Origin of the sequence: Sorangium sp. So ce176 (assembly GCF_051519835.1) — a bacterium.
GTDB classification, from domain to species: domain Bacteria; phylum Myxococcota_A; class Polyangia; order Polyangiales; family Polyangiaceae; genus Sorangium; species Sorangium cellulosum_G.
Map to the genome: position 1 here is coordinate 10,056,357 of NZ_CP150371.1, position 12,034 is coordinate 10,068,390.

The following is a 12,034-nucleotide window of genomic DNA, read 5'->3' on the forward strand; positions in this document are numbered from 1 at the left end:
GCCCGGCGGCTCCGGGCGGGTGGCCGCACCTCGATCTCGGGCGGGAGCTCCGGCGCGCCGAGCGACGTCGTCTCGATGACGAAGCCGCGCATGTTGCGCCCGGACCGGTCGACCGCCAGCTTCGTGCAGCGCAAAGGGCAGCCCCGGGGACCTCTCGGGCGATCTGTCCAGGCCCCCCGGGCCGCCGGCTCACCCCCCGAGGGTCGCGCCGTTCGAGGCGATGACCTCGCGATACCAGTGCGCCGAGTCCTTGGGGACGCGCTTGCCTGTCGGGTAATCGACGAAGACCAGGCCGAAGCGGTGCTTGTAGCCGTGGGCCCACTCGAAGTTGTCCAGGATGGACCAGTGGAAATAGCCGTTCACGGCCGCGCCGTCGGCGATCGCCTTGCGGAGCTCGATCAGGTGGCGCGCCATGAAGTCGATGCGCTGGGGGTCGTGCACCTTCCCGTCGAGCGATATCCAGTCCCGGGTGGACAGGCCGTTCTCGGTGATCACGATGGGGCGCTTGTACCGCTCGTGGAAGAACCTGGGCCCCCAGTAGAGGCACTCGGGGGTGACGGACCACTCGAAGGCGGTGATCGGGTGTCCGACCGGATGCGGCACGACCTCGGCGGCGCCGTTCGCGCCGGCGCGCACGGGGAACCCCCAGTAGACGTTCACGCCGCAGAAATCGACGGGCTGGGCGATGATCTCCATATCGCCGCTCCGGATCTCGGGCAGCTCGTTCGCGAACAGGCGGAGCCCGTCCTCGGGGTACCTGCCGAAGAACACGGGATCCATCCACCACGTGTTGGTCCACGTGGTGCGCGCGTTCACCGACCACGTGGCCGCGCGCGCGGCCTCGAGATCTTCGGGCGACGAGCTCGCTGGGTATTTCACCTGCGCGACCGGCGCATAGTAGACATTGCACTTGCCGAGGCTCGCCGCGCGGATCGCCTGCACCGATTTGCCGTGCGCGAGCAGGACATGGTGGCACAGGCGCAGGACCTCGGCGAAGCGCAGCCGGTCGCCGGGCGCGTGGCGGCCCTCGTAGTGGCCGGCCCCGGCGAACACCTGAGGCTCGTTGAGCGTCATCCAGTCCTTCACCCGGTCGCCGAGCTTCCGGACCACGACGCTCGTGTACTCGGCGAACCAGTCCGCGCTGTCGCGGTTCAGCCAGCCGCCCTTGTGGTAGAGCGCGAGCGGGAAGTCCCAGTGGAACAGGGTGATATGGGGCTGGACGCCCGCCTCGAGCAGCGCGTCGACGAGGCGATCGTAGAACGCGAGCCCGCGCTCGTTGACGGCGCCCGTGCCCTCGGGCAGCACGCGCGGCCACGAGGTGCTGAGTCGGTAGGCGCGGAGGCCGATGTCGCGCATGAGGGCGACGTCCTCCTGGTACCGGTGGTAGTGGTCGCACGCGACGTCGCCCGTATGGCCGTTCCACACCGCGTCCGGCTTCCGGCAGAACATGTCCCACACGGACGGCCCTTTGCCGTCCTCCTGCGCGGCGCCCTCGATCTGGTACGACGCCGCCGCGGCGCCCCAGAGGAACCCTTCGGGAAAGCCCTTTTGACCCTGTTCTCGCGTCATGGTGGCCGCCACCATATCAAAGGCGGCCGATGTCCGGCACCGCGACGTCAGCGCACAGCGACGTCAGCCCGCGTCGCGCGCCTCGTAGCCGGCGTCGCGCACGGCCGCGAGCAGGGCCTCCGCCGTCGCGCTCCCCTCGACGATCGCCTCGCCGCGCTCGAGGCTCACCTCGCCCACGCGCGTGACGCCGGGCACCTTCGCGAGCGCCTTCGAGACCGCCTGGACGCAGTGGCCGCAGGTCATCCCTTCGATAGCGAGTCTGCGCATCACCCCCCTATGCCCGCTCCACGCGGCAGCGTCAACGCGCCGCCGGCCGGCGCGCTGGGCCCACGGCCCCGCCGGCGGGCTCAGCGCGGGCACGCCGGGCACGCCTGCCCACCGCAGTCCACGCCGAGCTCGTCACCGTTCTGCACGCCGTCGAGGCACGTCGGCCGCTGGCACACGCCGGCCCAGCAGACGCCGGCCTCGCAGTCCGCCGCCGCCGCGCACCCGTCCCCGGGCAGGCACGGCTTCCACGGGCCGCCGCAGTCGACGCCGGTCTCGGACCCGTTCCGCACGCCGTCGGCCTCCATCGCGCCCCGGCATGTCCCCGGGCTGCCGAGGCACACGCCGGAGATGCAGTCCAGCGCCACGGTGCACATCTTTCCGCTCTCGCAAGGTCGCCTGCAGATACCGCCGCAGTCGACGTCGGCCTCGTCCGGGTCGCGCCGCGCGTTGATGCAGTGGCGCGGCGCGCAGTAGCCCCCGCCGCGCTGCGCGCCCACGACCGGGATGCAGATGCGGTCGGCCCCGCACTGGTTGTCCTCGACGATGCAGTCGAACGTCTCCGCCTCGTAGCAGATCTGATCGACCTTGTAGAGGTCCCAGAGGCTGACCCCGTTGTCGAGAGGCACGTTGACAGGCCTGTTCTCCTCCGAGCAGATATCCGAGGTGCACAGGTTGCCATCGTTGTAGAGGTCCGACGGGTCGGGCCTCGACACGACCTCCCCCGCGTGCGTGCACTCCAGCCGCGCGCAGTCGCCGCGCACCTGCGAGGGCAGCGGGCCGGGGTAGATGTCCACCTCACACACCCGGTCCACGCAACGACCGACGCCGCAGCGGGGGTCCGGCGGGCCGGCGCACTTCGCGTCGTTGTCGCACGCCGTCCCCGCCGTCCCCGGCGCGCAGCTGAACCAGCCCTCCTGGCACTCGCTGCACGGCCGACAGGCGAGAAAGCAATCAGGCGCCGTGTCCTCGGGCTCGCAGCACAGGGTGTGGCCCTCCTGGACGCAGGTGCACACCCCGTCCGCGCACTCCGTGCCAGGCGCGTACTGCGTGTCCGACTCGCAGTCGGCCGTCGACTCGCAGCTCCCACCCAGGTGGCTCGGCCGCTCGCATGAAGAAATCGCCACGACAGTGAGAAATATGGACACAACAACGCAATGCTTAAGATAACTGTACATGCGTCCAGTCCTCCGGCACGAGGCTTTGGCGCCAACACCCCGGCGGCCCCAATCCGCCGTGATGTCGCTCCCGACTGGCGATGATCCTACCCGGACCCGGCGCGCCTCTGCCAGCCTTGACGACAGTTTTCGTCACTTTTCGTCAACAGCGCATCGAGGCTCCGGTCGTCTGCGTGTTCACGTGCGCTTGCTGGCGTGCGCTTCGCCTCATTACGGATTCAGGTGCTCGCGGCGGATCACCGCTGCTGCGCGCTTGCGCCGTCCGCGCCGGAGTGGTTGGCTCTCGCGGGTGGCGGCTCGCGAGCACACGGCGCTTGTCGACGAAGGCGGCGTGCACGTCGTCGAGGACGCCGGCGGGACGCGCCGCCATGCCCTCCACCTGGTCAAGCTGGTGGTGCCTGTCGACGGCCCTCTCCGGGTCGAGCGCGAGGGCGCGCGGCCGCTCGAGGTGCGCGCGCCCGTGCTCACCGGCGCCGGCGTCGCCCACGCCATCATCGCGCCCGGACCGACGGTCACGGCCTTTCTGCCGCCCGGCGGGCTCGGCGCGGGGGCGCAGGTGGCCGTCCGCGGGCGGGTGCTCGCGCTCGAGGGGGCCCAGGCCGAGCGGGTGCGCGCCGCCGCGCGCGAGGTGCTCCGCGGTCGGCTCGACAACGCCGCCGCGCGCGAGCTCATGACCGCGTGCGCCCGCGCGTTCACGCCGGAGCGGCCGCCGGTCGACCGCCGCGTGCTGCGCGCCATGCGCCGCCTCGCGGAGCAGGCGCCGGAGCGCCCCGCGCTGGGCCCGCTGGCCGCCGCGGAGGGCCTCTCGCGCTCGCGGCTCTCCCACCTGTTCCACGACGCGTTCGGGCACCCCCTGCGCGATTACGTGACGTTCCTGCGGGTCATGGCGGCCGTCCGGGCGCTCGTGGACGGCGCCGCGCCGGCCCGGGCCGCGCTCGCCGGCGGCTTCCACGACCAGGCCCACCTCGCGCGCGCGGTCGCCGCCACGCTGGGCCGCACGCCGGGCGCCGTCGCTCGCAGCCACTTCGTACAAGCGCCGGCCGCGCCGGGGCGCATGGTGGTCCCCTGAAACCAGGAGGACCCATGCCCCCTCGCGCTGTCGACGCCATCCGCATCTCCCTCGGCCTCATCGTGCTGCTCGGCGGCATCAACGGCTTCGTGCGCATCGTGCCTGTCCCGGAGCCGCTCCACCCGTTCACCCGGATGCTCGTCGACAGCGGCTACATCCACGCCGTCAAGGCGGTGGAGCTCACCGCGGCGGTCCTGCTCCTCCTCGGCCGCCGCCGCGCCCTCGCTGTGGCGCTGCTCTGGCCGGTCGTGGTGAACATCGCCCTGTTCCACCTGCTGCTCGACCCCCGCGCCGGCATCAACGCTGTCATCCTCCTCGGACTCCTCGGCGCCCTCACCTGGCACGAGCGCCGCGCGTTCGCGCCGCTCTTCGCCGAGGGGCGCTCCGGTGCGCCGTCTGCCGCGGACAGCGCGGCGCGCGGAGAGCGTGGTTCGCCCGCGTTGCTCAGCGGGCGGAGGACGGGATGAAGAGATAAAAAACCACAGAGGCACAGAGGGCACAGAGGGAGAGAGAAGAGAAAGAAGAGAGGGAGAGGGGCTCAGAGTTCATTCTCTTCCCTCTGTGCCCTCTGTGCCCTCTGTGGTTCCAACTCTCTTCTTCTCGTGGAGCCCCGACCGGCGCCGCGGGCGAGCCCGGGGGCCGGCGCGATCGGGCCCAGAGAATTCGACAAGCCTCTTGACAAAGCCTCTTCGTCCGGGCCCCGCGCAGCGCGCGGGGGCGCGCTACGGGGCGCTGTCCTGGAGCACGCCGTCGGGGACGAGGCGGAGGGAGCGCACAGCGCCTTCGCGCGCGAGCAGGACGGCGCCGAGCAGGCCGGCCTCGCTGCCGAGCGGAGAGGCGACGACCGGCACCTCTCCGGCGCGGACGGCGTGGCGCGGCAGCTCCTCGCGCAGGCCGGCGAGGAGGATGTCGGGCGCGGCGATCGCCTCGCCCCCGAGCACGACGAGCTGCGGGTTGAGCAGGTTGAGGAGGACGCCGATGCCGCGCGCTAGCTGCGCGCCGGCCTGGTGGAAGATCCCGCGGGCGGCCTCGTCACCGGCCAGCGCGGCGCTCGCGATGGCGGCGACCGCGTGCGGCCGGGGGAGCGCGGCGAGCGCGCTCGAGCGCGACGACGCAGCCTCGGCGGCGCGCCGGAGCGCCATCACCGAGGTGAACGTCTCGAGACAGCCGCGGCGGCCGCAGCCGCACGGGGGGCCGTCGTCCGCGACACGACAGTGGCCGATCTCGCCGCTGTACCCCTGCATCCCGAAGAACAGGCGCCCATCGACGACGAGCCCCGCGCCGACGCCGAGCCCGACGTAGATCCAGACGTACGAGGCGTGCCCCCGCGCCGCCCCGAGCTCCCCCTCGGCCACCGCCGCCGCCTGGGGCAGGTTGTACACAGGCACCTGCATGCGGAGCGCGCGGCTGAGCTCCGCGCGCAGCGGGAACCGCTCCCAGCCCAGGTTGGGGGCGAGCACGCAGACGCCGCTCGGCCGCTCGATGAGCCCGGGCAAGATGGCGCACGCGCCGCGAAGCCGCTTCCGCGGCACCCCGGCGAGCTGCAGCACCTTCGGCAGGAGCTCGACAACGTCGCGGACCGTCCGATGCGGATCGCGCAGGACGGCCGGCTGCTCCAGGCGAGCCCGCGTCCGCCCGCGCGCGTCGGCCACGGCCACGGCCGTCTGCTCGACGCCGATCTCGATGCCGAGGTAGGCCGCGCTGTCGTCGTTGAACTCCAGGAGGCGCGCCGGGCGCCCGCCGCGCGACTCGGACCCGACATCGCGGACGCTGCCGCTGTCGAGCAGCTCCTCGATGATCGCGGAGACCGTCGGCTTCGTCAGCCCGCTCAGCCGCGCGAGGTTCGTGCGGGAGATCGGGCCGTGCTCCTGGACGAGGTCGAGCACGAGGGCGCGGTTCAGCTCCCGCGGGGTGCGGTTGTTCGCGGTCTTGTCGGTGGGACGGACCATTCGAGCGGACCAAGACTTAGCCGCGCTCGAGCATCGAAAGCAAGGGCCGTCACCGCCCCGCTGCCTCGAACCCTCGCGTCGCCTCGAGCGCTCCGCCCCCGTAGCAAACTGCCCCGCAGCACGGCGATGCGTCGTACAGCGAACGACGCCGTGTGGCGGAACGCCTCATCACCGCGTGTGATGTGGGAACAGGGTGTGCGCGACCCCTTCCCGCCGCCGGCCCCGCCCGGACCGACCCGGATCCCCGTCTCCGCCGCGCGCCGCGCCCCCCGCGGCGCCGCAGAGAGCAGCGGCGGGCGGGCTCATCTCATCTCGCGGGGAACGCTGATTGCAAACGCAGGTAGCGGACGACAGAGGGCACCAGGTGCCGAGTCGATGAGAGCTGACGACGTGGATGAATGAGGGGAGCGATCGTCGAGGCGCTGGAGCGTGGACATATCGACGCACTGCCACCCCGGGTCGGGCGAGAGCTCGGCGGCATGGAGGACACAGCGATATCGCAGGGAGACGCAGGACGAATGACCGTCGCGCCACGAGCGCTGTCGGCTTGCTCTCCCGGACGGCGGTTGACGGGCCCATCCACGGGTCCTAGCAACCGCTTGCCCGGGATGAGGGACCGAGACAGCGCGCCTCGCGGCCGCGCTGGCGTCGTCCATCCCGCAGCCGATTCGCATTTCCGAGGGGACGCCCGGAGCGCTGGGCCCATTTCCTCATGAGGAGTTTTCACGATCATGAACATGGCGAATGTTCTGGGTGCTGTTCTCGCTGTAACACTCGCCGGCTGCACGGCATCATCGGACCCTGCCGAGGTCGCAGACCAGGAGGAGACGGGGACAGTCGAGGGCGCGCTCAGGCTGAGCGACGTCGCCGCCGTCCCGGCGTATTTCGATCATGAAAACCGCCTCTCGGTGGGCCGCGGGGAGTCGGTCTACGCGCACTTCACGAGCCATCCTGGCCGGACGATCACGCTCGATCTGCGGGCCGTCGCCGCCGGCAGGAGCGCCGCTGTCGCCGTCAGGGTGCACGAGGTCACGACCGACGGGAGGCTGCGGAATGTCCCGCGGATCAGGGGCTCGCTCGGACAGGGCTCCACGACGTGGCAGAGCCAGGGCACCGGCTCGTACGTCGTGCAGGTCGTCTCGCAGCGGACCCCCGTCGAGGTCGAGCTCCGCCTCTCCTGCGGCGGCGAGGTCTGCTCGCCGCGCGCGCAGCCCGGCGCGATGTGCGGCGGCATCGCCGGCTTCCGCTGCGCGGAGGGGCTGTATTGCGACTTCGCCCCCGAGGCGAACTGCGGCGCTTACGATCGGAGCGGCACGTGCAAGCTCGTGCCGGAGGCGTGCCGGCAGGACTACGATCCTGTCTGCGGGTGCGACGGCCGGACGTACGGCAACGACTGCGTCGCGGCGATGGCCGGCGTCTCGGTGAAGAGCCTCGGCGAGTGCGGCCCGACGATCGTCGGGCTCGGCGAGAGCTGCGGCGGCTTCACCCTCGGCGGGCCGCGCGTTTGCGGCGACGGGCTTTATTGCAAGTACGCGCCCGACGCGATCTGCGGCCGCGCCGACGCGGCCGGCGCCTGCGCGGAGAAGCCCGAGGCCTGCACGAAGGAGCTCGCGCCCGTGTGCGGGTGCGATGGACAGACGTACTCCAACGCCTGCGTCGCGGCCGCCACCGGCATCTCCGTCGATCAGCGGGGCCCGTGCGCGAGCGCGCCTATCGAGTGAGGCGCACCGCGGGCTGGTCTCTCCGCGCGACCTCGCGTAAGGTGGGGAGCCGTGCTCGACGTCGATCGCCTGGGCCTCCGGGCTCCTGGACCTCCGGGCGGCGCGGGGCGCAGGAGAACGACATGCTCGGCTCGCCACTTCCCGTCGATGTCCGCCATGAGTCCGATCGGGGCAGCGTCGAGGTATCGTATCCAGGACGCCACATCATCTATTACCGCCTGACGGGGCACATCGACGCTCCGCTCCTCGCCTGCCTCGTCAAGCCGACGCTGCAATGCGTGGCGCTCCACGGGCACATCGACGAGTTCCTCGATTGCACGGGCGTGACCGGCTACGACTCGATCGTTCGCGTCCGCCTCGTCGAGTACCTGCGGGCCGTGCGGGAGAGCGCGTCGGTGACCGAGCACGTGCTCGTCGAGGCCAAGATCGTGGCCCTGGGCGCCTGGCTCATGAAGCTCGCCGTCGGCGGGATCGAGATCTACCACGAGCGCGCCGCGTTCGAGGCGGCGCTGCGCCGCGCGCTCGACGCGAGCTGAAGCGGAGCCCCGCGCGGCCTGAAGCGCGGGCTCAGGGCTCCCCGCCGACGCTCCCCTCGCCCTGGGCGCTCCCCTCTCCCTGAGTGCTCCCCTCGCCCGGCCGGATCCCGCGCGCCGCCCGCCGCTCGCGGTTCCTCGCCACCCGCGCCGCCCGGCTCGCCAGGAGCTCCGGCGACGGCTTGCGCCCCTGGTGCGGCACCTGCTCGGCGTGGTGCTCGTCGAACGACCCCGGCTCGCTGCCGAGCTCGAAGATCGCGACCTCGCGCTGGCCGCGCTCGCCGAGCCGCAGCGGCATCACCGCCGCGCCGATCCCTGCCCCCACGTAGACCGCCCCCTGGCCGGGCTCTGCCCGCTTGCGGGTGCCGTAGAGCCCGTGGATGTACCGGTGCCCGGCGATCTTGCCGATCGAGAGCTCGTTCAGGCGCGCGACAGTGACCTGGCCCGCGTGCGTGTGGCCCGAGAGCACCAGCGGGACGCCGTGACGCCAGAGCCCGTCCGCCTCCTCGGCGATGTGCGAGAGGCCCAGCGTCGGCAGATCGCGCCGCATCCCCTTCACCGCCTTCTCGCGCGACGCATGGCCTGTGTAGGCGTCGTCGAGCCCCACCACCTGGAGCCGCTCATGGCCCAGCGTGATCACCGTGCTCGCGTTGCACAGCACCGCGGCGCCCCCGCGCTCGAGCGCGCGCTTCACCGCGTCGGCGCCCGACCAGTGATCGTGATTCCCCAGCACGGCGATCACCGGCGCCTCGAAGCCGCGCACCACCTCCTCGAGCTGATCGAGGTAGAGCTGGCTGTGGCACACGAAATCGCCGGTGAGCACGACCAGATCGGGCCGCTGCTGGTTCGTGATCTCCACGGCCGCGCGCTGGACCCGGACCGACGTCACCCGGCCGACGTGCTGATCGGTCAGGTGGGCAATGCGAAGCGAGGAGACCTGGTCGAGGTAAGCGGCCGGCCCGGCGAAGCGCCGGAGGCGAATCCCCATGGTCGCGTCCGTCGCCCCGGGTTCCGATATCTCCCCTGAGGCGCCAGCGCCTCGCCTGAAGAGCCCCTGCCACCGCTCCTTCGCACGTACAGCGCTGTTCACCGTCGCCGAGTCTACGGGCGAGGTCGAATGGCCGCCACCTTTTCTTGCGCCCCGTTCATCCAGGGAAGCGCCGCAATCCAGCGTGCGCTCGTGTGTGACAGCGCCGATCTTGGAAAACTTTATGCTCGTGCGAGTCAGGCACCGTTCAACGGTCCTGAGAGCGGTCGTGGCAACGGCAACGCGCCTGGGGTCGGCGGACGAGGTCGCGATCGAGCGCCGCGAGGGAGGGGCAGCCGGCGAGCGCCATGGCGACCGAGAGCTCGTCGCGCAGGGCCGCGAGCACGCGCGCGACGCCCTCGCCGCCGAGCGCGGCCAGGCCCCACAGGACGGGGCGCCCGACCAGCACCGCGCGGGCGCCGAGCGCGAGCGCCTTCAGCACGTCCGTACCCCACCGGACACCGCCGTCCATCAGCACAGGGCACCGCCCGGCGATCGCGTCGGCGACGGCGGGGAGGGCCTCGATCGTCGCCGGGGCGCCGTCGAGCTGCCGCGCGCCGTGGTTGGAGACGATGACGCCGGCCGCGCCGGCGTCGAGGGCGCGGACCGCGTCGTCCGGGCGGATGATGCCCTTGAGCAGGATGGGCAGCCTCGTCAGCGAGCCGAGCCACTCGACGTCGCGCCACGTGAGCGAGGCGTCGTGTCGCGCGGCGACGTAGGCCGCGAGCAGCGAGCCCTGCTCCCCCGCCGGGGCGGACGCCGCGGCGTCGCGGAGGTTCGCCATCACGAGCCCCTCGGGCAGCGCGAAGCCGTTGCGCACGTCCGCGATGCGGCGGCCGAGGAGCGGCGTGTCGACGGTGAGCATCAGCGCCTGATAGCCAGCCGCCTCCGCGCGCTCGACGAGCGAGCGCGTGAGGCCGCGGTCCTTGTGCACGTAGAGCTGGAACCACTTCGGCCCCGGCGACGCCTCGGCGACCGCCTCGAGGCTCGTCGTCGAGAGCGTGGAGAGCGTGAAGATGGTCCCGAGCTCCGATGCCGCCCGCGAGGAGGCGAGCTCGCCGTCGGGGTGCGCGAGGCGCTGGTAGGCGGTGGGCGCCACGAGGATGGGGAATGGCACCCTCGCGCCGAGCACTGTCGTGCTCATGTCCCGCTCGGACACGTCGACGAGCACGCGGTAGTGGATCTCGAGGCGGCGGAAGGCGCGGCGATTCTCCCGGAGCGTCCTGCCCTCGTCGGCGCCCGATCGGTAGTAGTCGTAGGCCATCCTGGACAGCCGGGCGCGCGCGGCGCGCTCGAAGTCGTCGACGGTGAGCAGCGACGGGGCGGGGCGAGGGTCTTGCACGGCGTTCTCCTGGAGAGCTCCGCGAACCATCCTGACCGCGGGCGCCGGCCATCTTACCAGCCCGGGTGGCGGGGAGCCGGCGTCGCGAGGGCGCTCCGGCGAGGTAGGCTCGTGCGCGGCGAGCAGAGCGCCTTGCGCGGTGAGATCGCCGCGGCGCCGCGCGAGGGGCGCGCCGCTGGGCCTGGGTGGCCGCCGCGGCGCGCAGGGCTCGATCGGCCGGATGCCGGTCGGTCTCAGTTGCAGGCGGGGAGCTGGGCGCCCGCGGGCTGGTCACCCGCCTTGAGGTCCAGCATGGCTTCCACGGAGGATCCGTTGATGTCGGTGGCGCGGACATGGTACGGCGGAGCCCCCATGTCCCCGTCGCCGACGACGAAGTAGTTGTACGGCTGCCGCGTGGCCGTCTGCCACGTGCCCTTGATCTCCACCTCGACCTTCTCGATCGGGTGCGCGTGCCCCTCGACGATGATCTCGTTCCAGTACCGGTTGGTCGCGTCCTTGAGGCGGAAGGTGACAGGGGCCGTCGTCGGGCACGGGATGTATTTCCACGAGATCTTCCCCGCGGCGCCGCCGTTGGTGGTGCCGAGATACCCCTCGCGCTCGGCGCCGATCTGGAGAAAGGCGTTCTTGCTGAGGTCGATGTGGCCCCGCACGCACTTCGGGTTCGTGGCGATCGGGCACTGGTCGACGACCATGGCCTGCACCTTGCGCCCGTCGTCGCGGGAGACCTCCACGCACGCGCCGCACATCCCCGCAGCGTCGTAGTCCTGGGTGTTCATGGCGGCGAAGTACTGGCCTCCGCCGAAGGGGACGTGCGCGACGATGTCCGGGTTGCGCCCGGTGATCTGGTAGCTGCAGTTCACCTCGGCCGAGCCCATGTCGAGCGTGTAGAAGGTGATGGATCCGTTCTCTGTCACCGCGGGATAGCCGCAGCTCACCGACCCGCCGCCGCCCGTGCCCGTCGTGGCGGCGGTGGTTGTCGCGGCCGTCGTGCTGGCGGGCTCGCCGCTGCTCGTCGAGGTAGCGCCGGTCGTCGTGGAGCTGCCCGGGCCAGCGCCCGTGCCCGTCGCGGTGACCCCGCCGCCGCCGGCGCCGCCCTGCCCGTCCTGGCCGCCGGTGGCGGTCGACGTGCTCTCCGTACCACCGCCGGAGTCGCCGCTGCCGTCGTCACCACAGCCCGTGAGGCCGAGGGCGATCAGCGACACGAGGGGCCATAAAATGCCCGTGGGCACGGAATCTAGCTTCATCTCGGCTCCTTAAGATTTACGATAGAAGTGGATTTGTGGTTCCACGGAGCTGGCTTACGCCAGGAGGGGAAGTGACGCAACAACCTCGGCGCGATGTCGTGCGCTGAGACAAGGGCCCTGGCGCACATTGCGGGCTCG

General features: G+C 72.0%; 11 protein-coding genes. 4 read left to right on the forward strand and 7 right to left on the reverse strand.

The annotated features are described in order from the left end of the window. Positions 1-189: 189 nt before the first annotated feature. From WMF42_RS38125 to WMF42_RS38135, 3 genes are all read right to left on the reverse strand, one after another. Positions 190-1,569, reverse strand: a complete 1,380-nt coding sequence (locus WMF42_RS38125; RefSeq protein WP_437688100.1) for a GH1 family beta-glucosidase — start codon at positions 1,567-1,569, stop codon at positions 190-192. 63 nt (positions 1,570-1,632) lie between these two features. Next, a complete protein-coding gene (locus tag WMF42_RS38130) occupies positions 1,633-1,836 on the reverse strand; it encodes a CopZ family metallochaperone (RefSeq protein ID WP_061612023.1) in 204 nt (67 codons plus the stop codon). An 80-nt stretch (positions 1,837-1,916) separates the two neighbouring features. Next, positions 1,917-2,960 carry a hypothetical protein gene (locus WMF42_RS38135; RefSeq protein ID WP_437688102.1) on the reverse strand — a complete coding sequence of 348 codons (1,044 nt, stop codon included), beginning with the start codon at positions 2,958-2,960 and terminating at the stop codon, positions 1,917-1,919. Positions 2,961-3,300: 340 nt separating this feature from the next. On the opposite strand from WMF42_RS38135, the gene WMF42_RS38140 reads away from it, so the two are divergent. Then, positions 3,301-4,080 (forward strand): helix-turn-helix domain-containing protein, encoded by a 780-nt coding sequence (locus WMF42_RS38140; RefSeq protein WP_437688104.1) that lies wholly within the window; start codon positions 3,301-3,303, stop codon positions 4,078-4,080. Positions 4,081-4,094: 14 nt separating this feature from the next. Then, positions 4,095-4,547: a hypothetical protein gene (locus WMF42_RS38145; RefSeq protein WP_061612020.1), complete on the forward strand. Its 453-nt coding sequence runs from the start codon at positions 4,095-4,097 to the stop codon at positions 4,545-4,547. 255 nt (positions 4,548-4,802) lie between these two features. Here the strand turns inward: WMF42_RS38145 and WMF42_RS38150 are convergent, their stop codons facing one another. Further along, positions 4,803-6,029, reverse strand: a complete 1,227-nt coding sequence (locus WMF42_RS38150; RefSeq protein WP_061612019.1) for an ROK family transcriptional regulator — start codon at positions 6,027-6,029, stop codon at positions 4,803-4,805. 731 nt (positions 6,030-6,760) lie between these two features. Between WMF42_RS38150 and WMF42_RS38155 the strand changes: the two genes are divergently transcribed. Next, the gene (locus tag WMF42_RS38155) at positions 6,761-7,750 is read left to right on the forward strand and encodes a Kazal-type serine protease inhibitor family protein (RefSeq protein ID WP_437688107.1); all 990 of its coding nucleotides are present in this window, start codon (positions 6,761-6,763) and stop codon (positions 7,748-7,750) included. Positions 7,751-7,872: 122 nt separating this feature from the next. Then, on the forward strand, positions 7,873-8,286 hold the full coding sequence (locus WMF42_RS38160) for a hypothetical protein (RefSeq protein ID WP_437688109.1): 414 nt from the start codon (positions 7,873-7,875) through the stop codon (positions 8,284-8,286). A 31-nt stretch (positions 8,287-8,317) separates the two neighbouring features. Here the strand turns inward: WMF42_RS38160 and WMF42_RS38165 are convergent, their stop codons facing one another. The 3 genes from WMF42_RS38165 to WMF42_RS38175 form a co-directional block, all read right to left on the reverse strand. Then, positions 8,318-9,271 (reverse strand): metallophosphoesterase, encoded by a 954-nt coding sequence (locus WMF42_RS38165; RefSeq protein WP_061612016.1) that lies wholly within the window; start codon positions 9,269-9,271, stop codon positions 8,318-8,320. Positions 9,272-9,518: 247 nt separating this feature from the next. Next, complete coding sequence (locus tag WMF42_RS38170) at positions 9,519-10,652, reverse strand: alpha-hydroxy acid oxidase (protein ID WP_081426961.1); 1,134 nt, start codon at positions 10,650-10,652, stop codon at positions 9,519-9,521. A gap of 233 nt (positions 10,653-10,885) precedes the next feature. Further along, positions 10,886-11,881, reverse strand: coding sequence for an expansin EXLX1 family cellulose-binding protein (locus WMF42_RS38175; protein WP_437688111.1), 996 nt, complete (start codon positions 11,879-11,881; stop codon positions 10,886-10,888). Positions 11,882-12,034 lie beyond the last annotated feature (153 nt).